The 18,271-nt window shown below is 72.5% G+C and carries 16 protein-coding genes and 3 tRNA genes; 10 read left to right on the top strand and 9 right to left on the bottom strand.

All coding sequences use genetic code 11. From position 1 onward, the window contains the following. The first annotated feature begins 76 nt into the window (after positions 1 to 76). A complete protein-coding gene (locus ACGFZK_RS18360) occupies positions 77 to 1,468 on the top strand; it encodes a chloride channel protein (RefSeq protein ID WP_393849899.1) in 1,392 nt (463 codons plus the stop codon). A gap of 96 nt (positions 1,469 to 1,564) precedes the next feature. Here the strand turns inward: ACGFZK_RS18360 and ACGFZK_RS18355 are convergent, their stop codons facing one another. The 4 genes from ACGFZK_RS18355 to ACGFZK_RS18340 form a co-directional block, all read right to left on the bottom strand. Further along, positions 1,565 to 2,110, bottom strand: coding sequence for a hypothetical protein (locus tag ACGFZK_RS18355; RefSeq protein ID WP_393849898.1), 546 nt, complete (start codon positions 2,108 to 2,110; stop codon positions 1,565 to 1,567). 423 nt (positions 2,111 to 2,533) lie between these two features. Beyond that, positions 2,534 to 2,610 (bottom strand) — tRNA-Ile (locus ACGFZK_RS18350). 192 nt (positions 2,611 to 2,802) lie between these two features. Next, positions 2,803 to 2,875, bottom strand: a tRNA-Asn gene (locus ACGFZK_RS18345). Between the two features lie 5 nt (positions 2,876 to 2,880). Then, positions 2,881 to 2,953, bottom strand: a tRNA-Asn gene (locus ACGFZK_RS18340). Between the two features lie 145 nt (positions 2,954 to 3,098). On the opposite strand from ACGFZK_RS18340, the gene ACGFZK_RS18335 reads away from it, so the two are divergent. The 5 genes from ACGFZK_RS18335 (at position 3,099) to ACGFZK_RS18315 (ending at position 9,412) form a co-directional block, all read left to right on the top strand. Next, positions 3,099 to 3,404, top strand: a complete 306-nt coding sequence (locus ACGFZK_RS18335) for a YtxH domain-containing protein (protein ID WP_393849897.1) — start codon at positions 3,099 to 3,101, stop codon at positions 3,402 to 3,404. 97 nt (positions 3,405 to 3,501) lie between these two features. Beyond that, entirely contained in the window at positions 3,502 to 4,950 is a 1,449-nt protein-coding gene (locus ACGFZK_RS18330) for an FGGY family carbohydrate kinase (RefSeq protein WP_393849896.1), read from the top strand. A 164-nt stretch (positions 4,951 to 5,114) separates the two neighbouring features. After that, a complete protein-coding gene (locus ACGFZK_RS18325; RefSeq protein WP_393849895.1) occupies positions 5,115 to 6,848 on the top strand; it encodes an ABC transporter ATP-binding protein in 1,734 nt (577 codons plus the stop codon). Next, positions 6,845 to 8,767 carry an ABC transporter ATP-binding protein gene (locus ACGFZK_RS18320; RefSeq protein ID WP_393849894.1) on the top strand — a complete coding sequence of 641 codons (1,923 nt, stop codon included), beginning with the start codon at positions 6,845 to 6,847 and terminating at the stop codon, positions 8,765 to 8,767. The genes ACGFZK_RS18325 and ACGFZK_RS18320 overlap by 4 nt, the downstream gene beginning before the upstream one ends. 129 nt (positions 8,768 to 8,896) lie before the next feature. Further along, complete coding sequence (locus ACGFZK_RS18315) at positions 8,897 to 9,412, top strand: GNAT family N-acetyltransferase (RefSeq protein ID WP_393849893.1); 516 nt, start codon at positions 8,897 to 8,899, stop codon at positions 9,410 to 9,412. Positions 9,413 to 9,466: 54 nt separating this feature from the next. Here the strand turns inward: ACGFZK_RS18315 and ACGFZK_RS18310 are convergent, their stop codons facing one another. Beyond that, the gene (locus ACGFZK_RS18310; protein ID WP_393849892.1) at positions 9,467 to 10,579 is read right to left on the bottom strand and encodes an RNA polymerase sigma factor; all 1,113 of its coding nucleotides are present in this window, start codon (positions 10,577 to 10,579) and stop codon (positions 9,467 to 9,469) included. 93 nt (positions 10,580 to 10,672) lie between these two features. Between ACGFZK_RS18310 and ACGFZK_RS18305 the strand changes: the two genes are divergently transcribed. Together ACGFZK_RS18305 and ACGFZK_RS18300 are read left to right on the top strand one after the other, a co-directional pair. Next, complete coding sequence (locus ACGFZK_RS18305) at positions 10,673 to 11,275, top strand: hypothetical protein (protein WP_393849891.1); 603 nt, start codon at positions 10,673 to 10,675, stop codon at positions 11,273 to 11,275. After that, positions 11,272 to 12,234 carry a nucleotidyl transferase AbiEii/AbiGii toxin family protein gene (locus ACGFZK_RS18300; RefSeq protein WP_393849890.1) on the top strand — a complete coding sequence of 321 codons (963 nt, stop codon included), beginning with the start codon at positions 11,272 to 11,274 and terminating at the stop codon, positions 12,232 to 12,234. Before ACGFZK_RS18305 ends, ACGFZK_RS18300 begins: the two co-directional genes overlap by 4 nt. On the opposite strand, the gene ACGFZK_RS18295 is transcribed toward ACGFZK_RS18300, so the two are convergent. The 4 genes from ACGFZK_RS18295 to ACGFZK_RS18280 form a co-directional block, all read right to left on the bottom strand. Beyond that, entirely contained in the window at positions 12,231 to 14,309 is a 2,079-nt protein-coding gene (locus tag ACGFZK_RS18295; protein WP_393849889.1) for a molybdopterin oxidoreductase family protein, read from the bottom strand. The genes ACGFZK_RS18300 and ACGFZK_RS18295 overlap by 4 nt on opposite strands. 46 nt (positions 14,310 to 14,355) lie before the next feature. Then, positions 14,356 to 14,757 (bottom strand): hypothetical protein, encoded by a 402-nt coding sequence (locus ACGFZK_RS18290; protein ID WP_393849888.1) that lies wholly within the window; start codon positions 14,755 to 14,757, stop codon positions 14,356 to 14,358. Between the two features lie 76 nt (positions 14,758 to 14,833). Next, the gene (locus ACGFZK_RS18285) at positions 14,834 to 15,052 is read right to left on the bottom strand and encodes an SDR family oxidoreductase (RefSeq protein WP_393849887.1); all 219 of its coding nucleotides are present in this window, start codon (positions 15,050 to 15,052) and stop codon (positions 14,834 to 14,836) included. A gap of 13 nt (positions 15,053 to 15,065) precedes the next feature. Beyond that, the gene (locus ACGFZK_RS18280; RefSeq protein ID WP_393849886.1) at positions 15,066 to 15,773 is read right to left on the bottom strand and encodes a vancomycin high temperature exclusion protein; all 708 of its coding nucleotides are present in this window, start codon (positions 15,771 to 15,773) and stop codon (positions 15,066 to 15,068) included. Positions 15,774 to 16,124: 351 nt separating this feature from the next. Between ACGFZK_RS18280 and ACGFZK_RS18275 the strand changes: the two genes are divergently transcribed. Further along, complete coding sequence (locus ACGFZK_RS18275) at positions 16,125 to 16,850, top strand: sirohydrochlorin chelatase (protein ID WP_393849885.1); 726 nt, start codon at positions 16,125 to 16,127, stop codon at positions 16,848 to 16,850. A 36-nt stretch (positions 16,851 to 16,886) separates the two neighbouring features. Further along, on the top strand, positions 16,887 to 18,212 hold the full coding sequence (locus tag ACGFZK_RS18270; RefSeq protein WP_393849884.1) for a deoxyguanosinetriphosphate triphosphohydrolase: 1,326 nt from the start codon (positions 16,887 to 16,889) through the stop codon (positions 18,210 to 18,212). Positions 18,213 to 18,271 lie beyond the last annotated feature (59 nt).

Genomic DNA, 18,271 nt, shown 5'->3' with positions numbered 1-18,271 from the left:
CGCCGTCGGCGCCGCACCGGCGGAGGCGGCGGCCCCGGAAGGGCATCGCGGCCATGGGCCAGGAAGAGGGATTTCCATGACGGAGCCGAGTCCTCAACCCGTGGACGACCACAGCGGTCAGCCGCATGAGGCGGACCGGCTGCGTGACATCCTCCGCTCTCCCGGCTACGTCAAAATCCTCGTCTACTCAGCCCTGATCGGCGTTCCGGTGTCGCTGATCGCGTTCTGGTTCCTCGTCGGGCTCCACGAACTGCAACACACCCTCTGGGCGGACCTTCCGCACCATCTGGGCTGGGACACGGCCCCGTGGTGGTGGCCCCTGCCCCTGCTGCTGATCGCCGGAGTGCTCGTCGGCCTGATCGCCACCCGCCTCACCGGCGGGGGCGGCCACATACCCGCAGGCGGCCTGCACGCCGGAGCGACCTCGCCGGCCACACTGCCGGGCGTGGTGCTCGCTGCGGCCGCGAGCCTGCCTCTGGGCGCGGTTCTGGGACCGGAGGCACCGCTGATCGCCCTGGGCGGCGGCCTGGCCCTGCTCTTCCGGCGCCTCACACGGATCCCGGGCACCCCTCAGACCACCGCGCTGCTGGGCGCGGCCGGTGCGGCAGCCGCCATCGCGGCGATCTTCGGCAACCCGCTGATCGCCGCCGTCCTCCTCATCGAGGTGTCGGGGATAGGCGGCCCGCAGCTCTTCGCGGTCATGCTCCCCGCCCTGCTCTCCAGCGGAATCGGGGACCTGATCTTCACCGGCTTCGGGCACTGGACCGGCCTGGAGACCGGCAGCCTCAACGTCACGCTGCCCGCGCCCCTCCCCCGCCTGGACCCGGCGGACGTGCTCTGGACGATCCTCATCGCCCTCGCCGTCGCCGTGCTCCTGCACCCGGTCATGGCGGCGGGCCGACGGGTAGCGGCGTTCGTCTCCGGCGGGGTGCTGCCCCGCACCGTCCTGTGCGCGCTGGGCGCTGCGGCCTGCGCCGCCCTCTACGCCTTGATCACCGGCCGCACGCCCGCGGACGTGGCCCTGTCCGGCCAGGCCGCTCTCGGCGAGCTGGCCGCCGACCCGCAGGCCTGGGCCGTCGGTGCGCTGATCGCCGTCCTGGTCCTCAAGAGCGTCGCCTACGCCCTCTGCCTGGGCAGCCTGCGCGGCGGCGCCATCTTCCCCGCCGTCTTCCTCGGAGCGGCGGCCGGGGTGCTCCTGGCTCCCCTGCCCGGCCTGGGCGCCGTACCGGCCATGGCGGCGGGGATGGCCGCGTCCACCGCCGCCGTCATGAGGCTGCCGGTCAGCAGCGTGGTCCTGGTGGTGCTGCTGCTGGGCAGCTCCGCCATGATTCCCATCGCCATCCTCGCGGCCGTGATCTCCTTCGCCACGACCGAACTGCTCCCGACCGGGACCAGACTGCCGGCCGCTCCGCACACCAAGGAGCAGGCCGCGGACGCCGGCGGCCCCCAAGCAGCCGGGGCACCCTGACGACAGCTGATGTGCTTCGGATCCGGCACGCCGATCGCCGCGCCGGCTCGCGAGCTGGTCCCCCCGGCCCCCACCCCACGGCCGTCCACCAGCCCGTCACACCGGTCCGGCTACAGAGCCCTCCCCACTTGGAGCCCTCAACAACTTCACTCCGACGGTCCCGAAGCTGACGAGCAGGGCCAGGGCTGAGATGACCAGGAGGACGGGATACTGCAGCGAGCCCGCCACGCCCACCATGCCCAAGGGCATGAGCGCAGCGAGCCATCCGGGAGCGACGCCTGCTCGGTGGAGTCCGACGGCGAGCACGATGAGGCCGACGGGGAGCAGTGTGAAGACGAGCAGGACCGGGATCAGGATCGCGTTGGTGTGCAGGGCTTCATTGATGAACGCCTTCATGGCCACGGGGTCCAGCCCGGTGTCGTCCTTCCCTGCCACCCAGGTCATGTACTCGATGCCGTCCAGTGCCCCGTAGCCGACGAGCCCGTGAGGGACCGCGCCGCTCTCGATGCCGTGCGGCGGGTGAAAGAACGCCGCCCCGAGCATGAGGAGCGGGGCTCCGATCATCAGCACACCGAACCCGATGCGTTCTGCGTGGGCGTAGCTACGGTTGATGCCTGCCGGATGAACGGGGTTGCCGGCCACGCCTGGGCCTCCTTCTGATGGATCCCAAGACGCCCCCTTGGCAGGTCACGAGAGGCAACGACCGACTCGCGCGCGCCGCCGGCCCCGGGCTACCGGCTCGCGCCGGCCTACACACGGGGATCGTCCGCGGTTCAGCTCCGATGGGCGCCGGATGCCGGCTTCGGGGCCCGCGCCACCCGCAGGAACAGTTCGCGAGAGCAGGCGGTTTCCGGCCGTTTTCCTGCTCGGGCCGTATTCGCCTGGGCGGGCACACCCGGGCAGGCGCCCAAGAAGCCGGGCGAAAGCCCCTTGAAAGGGGAGGGAGTTCGTCCCCTGGCTCGTCCGCTGGGCACCAGAACAGGTCCCCGTGAGACGCCAAGTCCGGATGCAGAACGGTCCGGGATCACGGACAGGCAGGTCAGAACGTTCCTGCATGTTCGCGCGTGGTGGGGCGGGTGGGACTCGAACCCACGGCCGACGGATTATGAGTCCGCTGCTCTAACCGGCTGAGCTACCGCCCCTTCACGGCGTGGCGCGTACACGTGTGCGCGCCGTCTGCCGCAGCATAGCCGCTCATACGATCTCCTGCCTCGCATGCCTCGCATGATCGGCTTCGCCTGTTCAGAGAGACCGCGCCGAGGGCTGTCCGGTTCCCGGACGGGGCGAAAAAAAGAAAAGAAGAGGACCCCGTGGGGCCCTCTTCTTCCTCCTTGCTCCCCCGGCTGGACTCGAACCAGCAACCCTCCGGTTAACAGCCGAATGCTCTGCCAATTGAGCTACAGGGGACCGCGCTCCCCCGACTGGACTCGAACCAGTAACCTGCCGGTTAACAGCCGGCTGCTCTGCCAATTGAGCTACAGGGGATTGCTGCGGTGCATCGAACAGCCCACCTCCGGCCTTGCCGGGGGGCGACTGCCCGTTGCGAGTCATAGATTAGCGCAAGCAGGGGGGTGCTCCGCCAATCGGTATCGACAGCAGGCCGGGCACCACACGACGAAGGGTGGCAGGCATGCGTTACAAGGTCACGTTCGTGGTCGGACTGGCTCTCGGGTACGTGCTCGGAACACGGGCCGGACGCGAGCGCTACGAGCAGCTGCGGAAGTCCGCGCAGCAGATCGCGCAGAACCCCGCGGTGCGCAACGCCGCCGAGACCGCGGGCCACAGCGGCCGCGAGTTCGCCGGGAAGGCCTACACCGCGGTGAGCCGGAAGGTCGGCGACGCCGTGCCCGACTCGCTCGCCGGGCGGGTACGGGGACTGCGCGACCGCCTCGGCGGCGGCGCCGGCGAGGACGACTGGGGCACCAGCAACACCTGAGCCCCACAGGTCGGCGCGTCGGGGCCCACGGGATCCATGAGGTTCCGGGGGCTCCGGAGCGCTCGAGACCGGCCCCGCGTGCGGCAGAATCCTCCACATGGGGATAGTCGCCGGGCTGGACAGCTCTTCCGCGTTCACACGCATCGTCGTCTGTGACACCGAGACCGGCGCCGTGCTGCGCCAGGGGTACGCACCCCATCCACAGCCCACGGGTGAACCGGACGGCGCGAATCCCCACGAGACCGATCCGCAGGCCTGGCTGCTCTCGCTCGGCGAGGCCGCCGGCGGCGGGCTCCTCGAGGGGGTCCAGGCCATAGGGGTCTCCGCGCAGCAGCACGGTCTGCTGCCGCTTGACCCGCAGGGCGGACTGGTGCGTCCCGCCCTCGTCGGCAACGACAAGCGCGGCCAGGTCGCGGCCGCCGACCTCGTCGACGCCTTCGGCGGCCGGCAGCCCTGGGTCGAGGCCGTGGGCTCCGTCCCGCACGCCGCTCAGCCGGTCGCGAAGCTGGCCTGGCTCGCCCGCACCGAGCCCGAGGCGGCCCGCCGGATCGCCGTGCTGATGTCCCCGCACGACTGGCTGGTCTGGCAGCTGCTGGGCCGCCCGGCCCGGCGGACCACCGACCGCGGCGGCGCCTCCGGTACCGGGTACTGGTCGGCGGCCTCCGGAACCTGGCGCCCCGACCTGGTCGAGCTGGCGCTCGGGCACCGGGCCCTGCTGCCCGAGGTGCTCGGTCCGGCCGACGCCGCCGGGACCACCCCCGAGGGACTGCTGATATCCGCCGGCACCGGCGAGACGATGGCCGCCGCGCTCGGGCTGGGGCTGGGCCCCGGCGACGCGGTGGTCTCGCTCGGTGCCTCCGGTTCGGTGATGGCGGTGCACCACGAGGCCGTGTCGGAGCCGGGCGGGCTGGTCACCTCCCTGGCCGACGCCTCCGGCATGCACCTGCCCGTGGTGAACACCTCCAATGCCGTACGGGCCCTGCGCGGCACCGCCGAGCTGCTCGGCACCGATCTGGAGGGGCTGTCCGCCCTCGCGCTGAAGTCGACGCCGGGCGCGCACGGCCTCGTACTCCTTCCGTACCTGGAGGGTGAGCGGACCCCGAACCTGCCGCACGCCGCCGGGACCCTGTCCGGGCTGCGCCGGGACTCGATGAAGCCGGAGCACCTGGCCCGGGCCGCCTTCGAGGGCATGCTGTGCGGGCTGGTGGACGCGCTGGACGTGCTGCGCTCGCGCGGGGTCGAGATCCGCCGGGTGTTCCTGCTGGGCGCGGCGGCCGAGCTGCCCGCCGTACAGGCCGCGGCACCGGGACTGTTCGGCACGCAGGTCGTCGTACCGGCGCCGGCCGACTACGCGGCGCTGGGCGCGGCCCGCCAGGCGGCCTGGGCGCTCGGGGTGGCACAGGGCACCCTCGCCCCGCACACCCCGCCGGTCTGGCCGGCCGCCGCGGCGCAGGTCTTCGAGCCGGGCGAGGAGTTCCCGGCGTGGCAGGCGGTGCGCCAGCAGTACATCGCGACGCGGGAGCAGATCCACCCCGGGGCGTTCTAGGGGCCCGGCCTGATCGGCACGACCATAGGACCCCCTATACGGATGGGTCCGGGGTCGGGCCGAGGCTGGTCCTTTGACCGGCCTTTGCGAAATCGGGTGGGGATCGGGGGCCGTTTGGCCGAAGATGGGTTGAACCCCTCGATCATGCCGACCGGAGCCTGCGCGTGCTCATACGACTTCTGCGGACCCACCTGGGTCCGTACCGTAAACCGATCGCGGTGCTGGTCCTGCTGCAACTGCTGCAGACCAGCGCGAGCCTCTACCTTCCCACCCTCAACGCCGACATCATCGACGACGGTGTCGTCAACGGTGACACCGGCTACATCCTGCGCTTCGGCGCGCTGATGCTCGGTGTCTCCCTCGTCCAGCTCGTCTGCAACGTCGGGGCCGTCTACTACGGTGCCCGCACGGCCGCGGCCTTCGGCCGGGACGTGCGCGCCGCCGTCTTCGACCGCGTGCAGAGCTTCTCGGCGCGGGAGCTCGGCCAGTTCGGCGCCCCGTCGCTGATCACCCGTACGACGAACGACGTCCAGCAGGTCCAGATGCTGGTGCTGATGACCTTCACCCTGATGGTCTCGGCCCCGATCATGTGCGTCGGCGGTATCGCCATGGCGCTCTCGCTCGACGTGAAGCTGTCGGGCGTGCTGCTCGCCGTGGTGCCCGTGCTCGGGATCTCGGTCGGCGCCATCGTCTTCAGGACGCGGCCGCTGTTCCGCCAGATGCAGACGCGTCTGGACACCGTGAACCGGGTCCTGCGCGAGCAGATCACCGGCAACCGGGTGATCCGCGCCTTCGTCCGCGACGACTACGAGAAGGACCGCTTCCGCGAGGCCAACGCCGACCTGACCGGTGTCTCGATGGCCGCCGGCAAGCTCCTGGCGTACATGTTCCCCGTGGTCATCGTGGTCGTGAACATCTCCAGCGTCGCCGTCATCTGGTTCGGCGCGATGCGCGTCGACAGCGGCGGCATGGAGATCGGCCAGCTGACGGCCTTCCTCGCCTACCTGATGCAGATCGTCATGGCCGTGATGATGGCCACCTTCATGTTCATGATGGTGCCGCGCGCCGAGGTCTGCGGCGAGCGCATCCAGGAGGTCCTGGACACCGAGTCCAGCGTCGTTCCGCCGATCGACCCGGTGCGCGAACTCGTCCGCCGTGGGCGCCTGGAGCTGCGCGGCGCCGACTTCCGCTACCCGGGCGCCGAGGCCCCGGTGCTGCGCGGGGTGGACCTGGTGGCCCGCCCCGGCGAGACGACGGCGGTGATCGGCTCCACCGGAAGCGGCAAGTCCACGTTGCTGGGCCTGGTCCCGCGGCTGTTCGACGCGACCGGCGGCGAGGTCCTCGTCGACGGGGAGGACGTCCGCGCGCTCGACCCGGACCTGCTGGCCAAGACGGTCGGCATGGTGCCGCAGAAGCCGTACCTGTTCTCCGGAACGATCGCCTCCAACCTGCGCTACGGGCGCCCGGACGCGAGCGACGAAGAGCTCTGGCAGGCACTCGAGGTGGCCCAGGCCAAGGAGTTCGTCTCCGCGCTGGAGGGGGGCCTCCAGGCCCCCGTCAGCCAGGGCGGAACCAATGTCTCCGGCGGCCAGCGCCAGCGTCTGGCCATCGCCCGCACCCTCGTGCAGCGCCCGGAGATCTACCTCTTCGACGACTCCTTCTCGGCCCTGGACTACGCGACGGACGCGGCGCTGCGCGCGGCGCTCGCCCGTGAGACCGAGGACGCGACCGTGGTCATCGTTGCCCAGCGGGTCTCCACGATCCGGGACGCCGACCGGATCATCGTCCTGGACGAGGGCCAGGTCGTGGGCGAGGGACGCCACCACGAGCTGATGGCCGGCAACGAGACCTACCGGGAGATCGTGCTCTCCCAGCTGACGGAGGCGGAGGCCGCATGAGCGGGCCCGGAGGACGGATGATGATGGGGCCGGCCCAGCGGTCCATGGACTTCAAGGGCTCGGGAAGGCGGCTGCTGCGTCAGCTCGCGTACGACCGGGCCAAGATCTGGGGCATGGTCGTCGCCGTCGTCGGCAGTGTCGGCTGCGCGGTGGTGGGCCCGAAGATCCTCGGTGAGGCCACCGACCTGGTGTTCGCGGGGATCGTCGGCCGCGAGATGCCGGCCGGGACCACCAAGCAGCAGGCGCTGGACGGGCTGCGCGCCCGGGGCCAGGACGGTATGGCGGACATGCTCGCCGGTACCGACTTCACCCCGGGGCAGGGCATCGACTTCGGCGCCGTCGGCGTCGTGGCGCTCTGGGCGCTGCTGGTCTTCACCCTGGCCGGCCTGCTGATGCTGGTCGCCACCCGGCTGTCGAACCACGTCATGAACGGCACCGTCTACCGGATGCGCGAGGAGCTGCAGGCGAAGCTGTCGCGGCTGCCGCTGTCGTACTTCGACCAGCAGAAGCGCGGCGAGGTGCTGAGCCGGGCCACGAACGACATCGACAACATCGGCCAGACGATCCAGCAGACGATGGGACAGCTGCTGAACTCGCTGCTGACCATCGTCGGCGTGCTCGTGATGATGTTCTGGATCTCGCCGCTGCTGGCGCTGGTCGCGCTGGCGACCGTACCGCTGTCGATCTTCGTCGCGGCGAAGATCGGCAAGAAGTCGCAGCCGCAGTTCGTGGCGCAGTGGAAGACGACCGGCGCGCTCAACGCCCACGTCGAGGAGATGTACTCGGGGCACAACCTGGTCAAGGTCTTCGGGCGGCAGAAGGAGTCCGCGGCCCTCTTCGCCGAGCAGAACGAGGCGCTGTACCGGGCCTCCTTCAAGGCGCAGCTGGTCAGCGGCATCATGCAGCCGGTGATGTTCTTCATCTCGAACATCAACTACGTGCTGATAGCCGTCGTCGGCGGGCTCCGGGTCGCCTCCGGCACCCTGTCGATCGGTGACGTGCAGGCCTTCATCCAGTACTCGCGGCAGTTCTCGATGCCGCTGACGCAGGTCGCCTCGATGGCGAACCTCGTGCAGTCGGGTGTGGCCTCGGCGGAGCGGGTCTACGAGCTGCTGGACGCGCCGGAGCAGGAGTCGGACGCCGAGGTTCCGGAGCGTCCGGAGGAGCTGCGCGGTCAGGTCACCTTCGACAAGGTGGCCTTCCGCTACGAGCCGGACAAGCCGCTGATCGACAACCTCTCGCTCACGGTCGAGCCGGGCCACACGGTCGCCATCGTCGGCCCGACCGGCGCCGGCAAGACCACGCTGGTCAACCTGCTGATGCGGTTCTACGAGGTCACCGGCGGGGAGATCGCCCTCGACGGGGTGGACATCGCGAAGATGACCCGCGAGGAACTGCGCGCCGGCATCGGCATGGTGCTCCAGGACACCTGGCTGTTCGGCGGCACCATCGCGGAGAACATCGCCTACGGTGCCTCGCGCGAGGTCACGCGCGCCGAGATCGAGGAGGCGGCGCGGGCCGCCCACGCCGACCGCTTCATCCGCACCCTGCCGGACGGCTACGACACCGTGCTGGACGACGAGGGCGCGGGCGTCAGCGCGGGCGAGAAGCAGCTGATCACCATCGCCCGGGCGTTCCTGTCGGACCCGGTGATCCTGGTGCTCGACGAGGCGACGAGCTCGGTGGACACCCGTACCGAGGTGCTGATCCAGAAGGCGATGGCGCGGCTCGCGCACGGCCGTACGTCCTTCGTGATCGCGCACCGGCTGTCCACGATCCGCGACGCGGACGTGATCCTGGTGATGGAGAGCGGCTCGATCGTGGAGCAGGGCACCCACGAGGAGCTGCTGTCCTCGGGCGGCGCGTACGCGCGGCTGTACGAGGCGCAGTTCGCGCAGGCGGTGGCCGAGGTCGACTAGGCCGTCCCTTCGGTACGCCGCAAGGCGGAGGGGCGCTCGGGTACGGGGACGTACTCGGGTGCCCCGACGGCCCGGGGGTACACGGCTCCCCCTGGGGGGTGTCTTCAAGACACCCCCTAGCATGACGTCATGGCATGGGACGTGGTGATTCGCCCGGCCCGGGTGGAGGACGAACGCGAGATCCTGGAGCTGCTTCGCTCGGCATGGTCCACCGTGAGCGAACCCGGCCCGAAACGCCCGGCCGACGCAGCCGTCTTCGACGAGCGGCACCCCGTGGAGGGCTTCATCGTCGCGGAACGCGGGCGAAGGATCGTCGGATACATCGCCCAGGCCCCGGCCAGCCCCCTCGAATCCAATCGGCACGTCCGACACGTCCAGGGACTGGCGGTCCTCGATTCCGCCCGCGGCAGCGGTATCGGGCGGGCCCTCGTCGAGGCTTCCTGCGCCGCCGCCCGGGCCGGCGGTGCCCGCCGCATGACCTTGCGCGTTCTCGGCCACAACCGGCCGGCGCAGCAGCTCTACCGGCGTTGCGGGTTCGCCGTGGTCGGTGTCCTGCCCGAGGAGTTCTTCCTGGACGGGGCCTATGTCGACGACGTCTGGATGAGCCGGTGCCTGTCCGACTCTGGTGAGCCTGCGCACCCGTAGCCGTGGCAACGGAGCGGGGGCGCCTGGCGGGGCGCCCCCTTTTCCGTTGGTCCGTCAGTCCAGGTAGCCGCGGAGCTGGTCGGCGAAGGCGTGGTCGCGCAGTTTGTTGAGGGTCTTGGACTCGATCTGGCGGATCCGCTCGCGCGTCACGCCGAAGATCCGGCCGATCTCCTCCAGGGTGCGGGGCCGCCCGTCGGCGAGGCCGTACCGCAGCTGGACGACCTTGCGCTCGCGCTCGCCGAGGGTCGACAGGACGGCTTCCAGGTGCTCGCGCAGCAGGAAGAAGGCGGCCGACTCCACGGGCGAGGCGGCGTCCCCGTCCTCGATGAGGTCGCCGAGCGCGACGTCGTCCTCCTCGCCCACCGGGGCGTGCAGGGAGACCGGCTCCTGGGCGAGGCGGAGCACCTCCAGCACGCGCTCGGGGGTCAGTTCCAGGTGCACGGCGACCTCTTCGGCCGTGGGCTCGTACCCGCGCTCCTGGAGCATGCGGCGCTGGACGCGGACGACCCGGTTGATCAGCTCGACGACGTGCACGGGTACGCGGATGGTCCGGGCCTGGTCGGCGAGGGCCCGGGACATGGCCTGCCTGATCCACCAGGTGGCGTAGGTGGAGAACTTGTAGCCGCGGGCGTAGTCGAACTTCTCGACGGCGCGGATCAGTCCGAGGTTCCCCTCCTGGACGAGGTCGAGCATGGTGAGGCCGCGGCCCACGTACCGCTTCGCGACGGAGACGACGAGCCGCAGGTTCGACTCGATGAGACGGCGTTTGGCCATCCGGCCCATGACGACGAGCTTGTCGAGGTCGAGGGCGAGCTGGGAGTCGAGGTCGGGGGTGTTGCCGAGCTTCTCCTCGGCGAACAGGCCGGCTTCGACGCGTCGCGCGAGGTCCACCTCCTCGGCGGCGGTCAGCAGCGGGATCCTGCCTATCTCGCGGAGGTACTGCCGGAACAGGTCCGCGGACGGGCCCGCTCCGCCTCCGCTGTCGCTGCTGCTGCGCCTGCGCTGCACGGGCACCGGCTCGATCAGCTCCAGTACCTCGGGCTCTTCGTCCACGGGCTTGGCCTCCGAGGACTCGCTCACGTTCACGGTCAGGGTCCGGGTCTGCACGGGGGCGACCTCCAGGGCTCCGAGGACGGGGGCACCGCACCTCAGTGTGGGGTACGACACATCGCGGCCACGAGGGGCGTGCGAGCACTTTCTGAGTCCGGTGCGTGACCGGATGGTTACCCGCCGCCGAGAACCCCGATGCGGATCGGACGCATGTCCGAGATGATCGACTCCATGTCGGAGTACGAGACCCACGTGACGGTGCGCTGCGCGGATACGGCGGAGCTGGCGCGGCTCGACGCCTGGGCGGGGGCGCGGGAGTTGAAGGTGACGCACATCCTGCTCGCCCGGGGCCGGATGGTGTCCCAGCCGATGCTGACCCTGCCGGACCGCACGGGCCACGAACGCCTGGTGCCGCTGCTGCGGGCGGCGGGCTTCGACCCGGTCCGGGTCAAGGTGGAGACGGTCCCGTGGACCTCCGACTCCCCCGGCCCGGGCGGCGGCTACTTCGAGCACCACCTGACGCTGCTCCTGCCGGCGGACTTCGACCGCGGAGCCCTGGAGTCGCTGGTCGTCCCGCACGGGGCCCACCTGTCCTGGAACGCCCGCCGGGTCCTGACCGGGGGCGCGCACGAACGGTTCGTGACCCAGCGGTGGCGCGGCACGGCCGCGGAGGCCGGGGCGGCCTGCGACGGGCTGGTCGCGGCGCTGGGCTCGGCCGGGTACGAAATCCGTTCGGAGGAGCGGGAGTTCGTGCTGTACGACAGTGACCTGTCGGTGGACGACGGGTGGATCGGCGAAGGGGTGACGGCATGACCGGGACGAACGCGCAGGACGCGGCCAGGGACGACTGGAGGCGGCGCCAGCGCGAACTGCCGCGCACCTCCACGGCCGGACTGGAGACGGCGGGCCCCGGAGCCCGGGTCTTCGACCCGGCGCTCAAGCACTTCGCGGACGGCTACCGGATCACGGACTCGGCCGTGGACGACGCGCTGCGCCCCGCTTGGCGGGCGGCCCGCCGGAGCGCGCTGGACGTGGTGGCGCGGGGCGTCGCCCGGTCCGGGTGGGCGAACTCGCTGGTGCTGCGCGGCAGCATGCTGATGGCCGGGTGGTTCGGTGCTGCGGCGCGGGAGCCGCACGACCTGGACTTCGTGGTGGTCCCCCGGGACTGGGCGATCGAGGAGCCGCGCACCGGGCAGTTGCTGACGGCCGTCGCGGAGGCGGCCGAGCGGGCCGCCGCCGAGCAGGGCGGGCTCGTCATGCCGGCCGACGGGGCCGTCTCCGAGGACATCTGGACGTACGAGCGCGTCCCCGGGCGCCGTCTGGTCCTGCCCTGGTCGGCGCCGGGGCTGCCCGGCGGTCAGGTCCAGCTGGACTTCGTCTTCAACGAGAGGCTCCCGGCGGCGCCGGAGCCGGCCGATGTGGCGGGGGTGCGGCTGCAGGCTGCCACGCCGGAGCTCTCGCTGGCGTGGAAGCTGATCTGGCTGGCCACGGACTCGTACCCGCAGGGCAAGGACCTCTACGACGCGGTCCTGCTCGCCGAGCGCTGCACGGCCCCGTACGGGCTGGTGCACACGGTGTTCCGCGAGTCGGGTGAGTACTTCCCGCCGAAGGCGCCCTGGGACACCCCGCTGACCCTGGAGGCCTTCGCCGAGGTCGAGCGGGCCGACTGGGACACCTTCCGGGCCGACTACCCGGGGATCTCCGGCTCCGCCGAGTCCTACGCCGCGCGGCTGCTGGCCGCGCTGGCGCCGACCTTCGCGGGGCGTGGCTAGGCGGGCTCGACGCGGACCGCGCAGACCTTGAACTCCGGCATCCGGGAGATTGGGTCGAGGGCCGGGTTGGTCAGGGTGTTGGCGCGGCCCTCGCCCGGCCAGTGGAAGGGCATGAAGACGGTGTCCGCCCGGATGGTGTCCGTGATGCGGGCCGGGGCCACCGCGCGGCCGCGGCGGGAGGTGACCGCGAGCGGGCTGCCGTCGACCGCCCCGATCCGGGCGGCCAGCCGCGGGTGGAGTTCCACGAAGGGGCCGGGGGCCGCCGCGTTGAGCTCGTCCACCCGTCGGGTCTGGGCGCCGGACTGGTACTGGGCGACCACCCGGCCGGTGGTGAGCAGCAGCGGGTACTCCGCGTCGGGGACCTCGGCGGCGTCGCGGTGGGAGACGGGGACGAAGCGGGCCCGGCCGTCGCCGGTGGCGAAGCGGTCCAGGAAGAGTCGCTGGGTCCCCGCGGAGCCCTCGGGGCAGGGCCAGAAGACGCCTTGCTCGGCCTCGATACGGGCGTAGCTGATGCCCGAGTAGTCCGCCGGGCCGCCGGCGGAGGCGCGGCGCAGTTCCTCGAACACCTCCTCCGGCGAGGTCGGGAAGCCCTTCTCGATCCCCATGCGGGCGGCGAGTCCGTGCAGGACGTCGAGGTCGCTGCGGACCCCTGGCGGCGGGGTCAGGGCCCGGCGGCGGAGCAGGACGCGGCCCTCCAGGTTGGTGGTGGTGCCGGTCTCCTCCGCCCACTGGGTGACCGGGAGGACCACGTCCGCGAGCGCCGCCGTCTCGGAGAGGACGACGTCCGCCACCGCGAGGAAGTCCAGGGAGCGGATGCGGTCCTCTATGTGGGCGGCGCGGGGGGCCGAGACCACCGGGTTCGAACCCATGAGGAGCAGGGCCCGCACGTCCGTGCCGAGGGCGTCGAGGAGTTCGTAGGCGCTGCGGCCCGGGCCGGGGAGGCTGTCGGGGTCGACGCCCCAGACCTCGGCGACGTGGGCCCGCGCCGCGGGGTCGGTGAGCTTGCGGTAGCCGGGGAGCTGGTCGGCCTTCTGGCCGTGCTCGCGGCCGCCCTGGCCGTTGCCCTGCCCGGTGAGGCAGCCGTAGCCGGAGAGCGGGCGGCCGGCCCGGCCGGTGGCCAGGCACAGGTTGATCCAGGCGCCGACGGTGTCGGTGCCCTTGGACTGCTGCTCGGGACCGCGGGCGGTGAGGACCATGGCGGACTCCGGGGCGCAGAACATCCCGACCGCCTCGCGCAGGCGGGGCACGGGCACCCCGGTGATGCGTTCCACCAGCTCCGGCCAGTGGGCCATCGCGGCGGCCCGGGCCTCTTCCCAGCCGGTGGTGCGGGCGGCGATGAACTCCTCGTCGGTGCGTCCCTCCGCGACCACCAGGTGGAGCAGGCCGAGCGCGAGTGCGAGGTCGGTGCCGGGGCGCGGGGCGAGGTGCAGGTCGGCTTGTTCGGCGGTGCGGGTGCGGCGCGGGTCGATGACGATCAGGGTGCCGCCGTTGGCCTTGAGCTCGGTGAGGTAGCGCAGGGCGGGCGGCATGGTCTCGGCCAGGTTGGAGCCGACGAGGATCACGCAGCCGGTGCGCGGGATGTCCTCCAGCGGGAAGGGCAGCCCCCGGTCGAGCCCGAAGGCGCGCTGGTGGGCGGCGGCGGCCGAGGACATGCAGAAGCGGCCGTTGTAGTCGATCTGCGAGGTGCGCAGGGCGACGCGGGCGAACTTGCCGAGCGCGTAGGCCTTCTCGTTGGTGAGCCCGCCGCCGCCGAACACCCCGACGGCGTCGGGGCCGTACGAGCGGCCCGTGCGGGCGAGGCCCTCGGCGACGGCGTCGAGGGCCTCCTCCCAGGTGGCCGGCTCCAGCCGCCCGGCGTGGGTGCGGACGAGCGGCTCGGTCAGGCGCACCCGGGAGGAGAGCACGGCGGGGGCGGTACGGCCCTTGCCGCACAGCGCGCCCCGGTTGACGGGAAAGTCGGCCCGCTCCTCCACCGCCACCCCGGCGCCGCCCGGTTCGGGGCGGAGCGTCATCCCGCACTGCAGGGCGCAGTACGGGCAGTGCGTGTCGGTGGCGGCTGCTTCCGGGGTGTGCATACGGCCCAGCCTGCGCCGCCGGTGTTACACGGGCCGCCGCGCCGCGTTACGGCCCGGGGTGCTCCCCCTCAGCGCCGGCCGTCGCCCCCGGTGAGGTGGCGGCCGGGGCCGCGGTGAGGGCTGCGGTGAGGGCCGGCCGCAGCTCGGGCCGGTCGAGGACCTCCACGAACATGATCCGTCCGCCGACGACGTCGAGGATGAGGTACCCGCGGTCCGCGAAGAGCTGCACGTTGCGGTGGCCCGGACCGTACGGCGTGCCGGGCGGGCGGCGTTCGGTGTGGAAGCTCTGGCAGAAGTCGTCGCCGCAGCCGCAGTCCGCGACGATGCGGAGGTCATGGGCGCAGATGGCGAGCTCGCGCTCGCCCTCCTCCTCCAGCAGCCGCACGAGTTCGGCCGTCAGGACGGGGAGGACGTCGCGTACGAGGGGTGCTGTGTCGTCCTGTTCCACAGGCCGGACCGTAGCCCGGCGCCCCGCCGCCGGCACGCGAATATGCGGCCGTCCCGGCGGGGGCGCCGACCGTGGATCACCGGCCCGTCCGGTACTTCACCGTCAGGCCGGCCGTCCAGCCGCCGTCGACGGCCAGTTCGGCGCCCGTCATGTAGCCGGCGGCGTCCGAGAGGAGGAACGCGATCGCCGCGGCGATCTCCTCGGGGGCGCCGACGCGGCCCAGGGGTGTGCCGGGGTCGTTGCCCTCGCCCGCCCGGATGCCGATCGGGGCGGTCATCGGGGTCAGGATCGGCATAGCCGTCGCCGCGTCAGTCCGTCAGAGCGGCCAGGGCCCGCGACACCCCTCGTTCCTTCGGCCCCAGGAAGCGCGGGGCGGGCTTGAAGGCCGCGTCCAGCGCCGCCTTGCCGGCCGCGAAGACCTCGCGGGTCTCGCCGTAGTACCAGGTGGCGTCGTGCACGTCGGCCACCCCGACGCCGTACGACTCCAGGCCCGCCGCCTGGCAGAGGGCGACGGCCCGGCGAATGTGGAAGCCCTGGGTGACCAGCACGGCCCGCTCCACACCGAAGATCTTCTTGGCCCGTACGCAGGAGTCCCAGGTGTCGAAGCCCGCGTAGTCGCTGACGATCCGCCCGTCCGGCACCCCGTGCGCGGTGAGGTACGTGCGCATCGCGTCGGGCTCGTCGTACTCGGTACGGCCGTTGTCCCCGGTGACCAGCACGACCTTGACCTTGCCGGTGCGGTACAGCTCGGCGGCGGCGTCGAGCCGGTCGGCCAGGTAGGGGGTGGGCCGCCCCCGCCACAGGCCCGCACCGAACACCACGGCCACCTCGGCGGCGGGCGCGTCGGCCGTGGTCCGCAGCCGATCGGCGGCCACCGCGTGCATCCACGCCGAGGGCAGCAGCGCCAGCACGCAGCCCGCCATGACGGCCTGCACCGCCAGCCGCCGGGTCCGCACGCTGCGCAGCGCCGCCACCGCCCGGCTCCACTCGACTCTCGGCAGGCGCGGTCGGCGCATCATCCATCCCCCGGTGTCTCTGTCTCGGCTGCTGGTCCGCTGGTCAGGACGCGTACGGGGGCCGCGCGGTTCGCCCGGCCCCGCATCCCGGCCCGCACCCCCGCCACCGGCGCCGCCCGCCGAACCGGCTCCGACCACCGCGCCGGGCGCCCTGTGAGCACCCGGCAAACACCCGTCATCCCCGCGCAACGCACCGGCAACCTCCACAGCGGAGGATCGGTTCATGACGGAGTCGGTGCACCCTCCCGAGTTTCCCGCCCTTCCCTTCGACAGCGCGGCCGAGCTGTTCGGCCGCATCACCCTCCAGCTGGGCACCCAGCTCAGCGGCCTGCGCCGACCCGGAGTCCGCCCATGCAGCCCACCCTCGTCGCCGTGGCCCACGGCAGCCGTGACCCGCGCGCCCTGCACACCGCCCGCGCCCTTCTCGAACGGGTCCGCGAGCTCCGCCCCCGCCTCGACGTCCGGCTCGGTCACATCGAGCTGAACGAGCCCCTGCTCGACGACACCCTGAGCGATCTGTCCGGCTCGGCGGTGCTCGTCCCGCTGCTGCTCGGCCGGGGGTACCACGTCAAGCGTGACCTCCCCGCGGCCGCCGCCCGGGCCGGCCATCTGCTCACCCGCGTCGCCGCCCCGCTGGGTCCGCACCCGCTGCTCGTCGAGGCCCTGTACGAGCGGCTCCTGGAGGCCGGCTGGACCCCGGCCCCCGGATCGGCCGTCGTACTGGCCGCCGCCGGTTCCCGCGACCCCGACGCGGCGGCCGACACCCGCCGCACCGCCGCCCTGCTCTCCGAACGCCTCGGCGGCGTCCCGGTGGCTCCCGCCTACGCCTCCGCCAGCGCGCCCAGCGCCCCCGAGGCGGTGCGGGCCCTCGCCGCCCGCGGCCACCACCGGATCGCCGTGGCCTCGTACTTCGCCGCTCCCGGCCGGTTCGCCGCCCAGACCGCGGCGGCCGCGCCCGGCCCCGCGGCCGCCCCGCTCGGCGACCACCCGGCCCTGGCCCGCCTGTTGCTCCACCGCTACGACGAGGCCCGCGCCCTGCCCTTCGAGCCGGTACGGCCGGAACTCGTCTCCGCCTGATCCCGGTTTGTCAGCGGTTCCGGTTACCGTCTCTGCATGGAAGGCACCACGCACGCCCCCGCAACCGATCACGACGACCTCTACGACGCGGCCGACACCGAGCGCTGGGCCGCCGAGCCCGACAAACGTCCCGGCCGTACCGCCTTCCAGCGCGACCGGGCCCGTGTGCTGCACTCCGCCGCGTTGCGCCGGCTCGCCGGGAAGACCCAGGTCGTCACCCCCGGCAGCCGTTCGTACGACTGGGACGCGAGCCCCCGTACCCGCCTCACGCACTCGCTGGAGTGCGCCCAGGTCGGGCGGGAGCTCGGCGCCGCGCTCGGCTGCGACCCCGACCTCGTCGAAGCCGCCTGCCTCTCCCACGACATGGGCCACCCGCCCTTCGGCCACAACGGCGAGGAGGCGCTCAACGAGTTCGCCAAGGACTGCGGCGGCTTCGAGGGCAACGCCCAGTCGCTGCGCCTGCTGACCCGTCTGGAGCCCAAGCGGTTCGTGCCCGACCCGGCGAGCGGTGAACTCGTCAGCGTCGGCCTCAACCTCACCCGGGCCTGCCTCGACGCCGCCACCAAGTACCCGTGGGCGCGCGGGGACCATCCGACCGACCCCGGCTCGGTGAAGTTCGGCGCGTACGAGGACGACCTGCCGGTCTTCGCCTGGCTGCGCCGCGGCGCGCCCGCGGACCGCAAGTGCTTCGAGGCCCAGGTCATGGACTGGGCCGACGATGTGGCGTACTCCGTCCACGACTTCGAGGACGGCCTGCACGCCGGCCACCTCGACCCCAACCTCCTGTTCGCCGAGCCGGAGCGCACCGCGATCTGGCAGGTCGCCATCGGCCGGTACGTGCCCGCCGACACCGCGCCCGAGGAACTGCGGGCCGCCCTGGACCGTTTGATGGAGCAGGAGTGGTGGCCGCACGGGTACGACGGTTCGGCCGTCGCCCAGGCCCGGCTGAAGGACGCCACGAGCCAGCTGATCGGCCGGTTCTGCCTGGCTGCGGAAGGGGCCACCCGGGAGGCCTATGGCTCCGGCCGCCTCACGCGGTACGGCGCCGAACTGATGGTCCCGCGCGAGGCGCGCAACGAGTGCGCGGTGCTCAAGGCGGTCGCCGACCTGTACGTGATACAGCGCGACGAGCAGGAACGGATCCGCGCCGACCAGCGCATCGTCCTGGCCGAACTCGCCGAGGCACTCAGCGCCCGCGCCCCGGAGGGGCTGGACCCGCAGTTCCGGGCGACCTTCGACGCGGCCCCGGACGACCGGGCCAGGAAAAGGGCGGTGATCGACCAGATCGCGTGCCTCACCGACGCAGCCGCCCGTTCCCTTCACGCACGTCTCACGCGGCGCGGCCGACGCGCCGAAAGGTGAGCTGATCGAGCCACTCCCCCTTCACGCGGCAGGCTCGGTGCGGGACGCTCGCATGTGCT

The sequence above is a fragment of the Streptomyces sp. NPDC048257 genome, from assembly GCF_043201855.1.
Lineage (GTDB): Bacteria > Actinomycetota > Actinomycetes > Streptomycetales > Streptomycetaceae > Streptomyces.
The sequence above is the reverse complement of the archived record's forward strand: the minus strand, read 5'-3'. Positions and strand labels throughout refer to the sequence as shown.

Bases quoted from the DNA above. Each gene is read 5' to 3' on its own strand.
- ACGFZK_RS18360 (WP_393849899.1), top strand. From the start codon at position 77: ATGACGGAGCCGAGTCCTCAACCCGTGGACGACCACAGCGGTCAGCCG.
- ACGFZK_RS18285 (WP_393849887.1), bottom strand. From the start codon at position 15,052: ATGCCGATCCTGACCCCGATGACCGCCCCGATCGGCATCCGGGCGGGC.
- ACGFZK_RS18295 (WP_393849889.1), bottom strand. From the start codon at position 14,309: ATGCACACCCCGGAAGCAGCCGCCACCGACACGCACTGCCCGTACTGC.
- ACGFZK_RS18270 (WP_393849884.1), top strand. From the start codon at position 16,887: ATGGAAGGCACCACGCACGCCCCCGCAACCGATCACGACGACCTCTAC.
- ACGFZK_RS18315 (WP_393849893.1), top strand. From the start codon at position 8,897: ATGGCATGGGACGTGGTGATTCGCCCGGCCCGGGTGGAGGACGAACGC.
- ACGFZK_RS18300 (WP_393849890.1), top strand. From the start codon at position 11,272: ATGACCGGGACGAACGCGCAGGACGCGGCCAGGGACGACTGGAGGCGG.
- ACGFZK_RS18280 (WP_393849886.1), bottom strand. From the start codon at position 15,773: ATGCGCCGACCGCGCCTGCCGAGAGTCGAGTGGAGCCGGGCGGTGGCG.
- ACGFZK_RS18330 (WP_393849896.1), top strand. From the start codon at position 3,502: ATGGGGATAGTCGCCGGGCTGGACAGCTCTTCCGCGTTCACACGCATC.
- ACGFZK_RS18335 (WP_393849897.1), top strand. From the start codon at position 3,099: ATGCGTTACAAGGTCACGTTCGTGGTCGGACTGGCTCTCGGGTACGTG.
- ACGFZK_RS18275 (WP_393849885.1), top strand. From the start codon at position 16,125: ATGCAGCCCACCCTCGTCGCCGTGGCCCACGGCAGCCGTGACCCGCGC.
- ACGFZK_RS18320 (WP_393849894.1), top strand. From the start codon at position 6,845: ATGAGCGGGCCCGGAGGACGGATGATGATGGGGCCGGCCCAGCGGTCC.
- ACGFZK_RS18305 (WP_393849891.1), top strand. From the start codon at position 10,673: ATGTCCGAGATGATCGACTCCATGTCGGAGTACGAGACCCACGTGACG.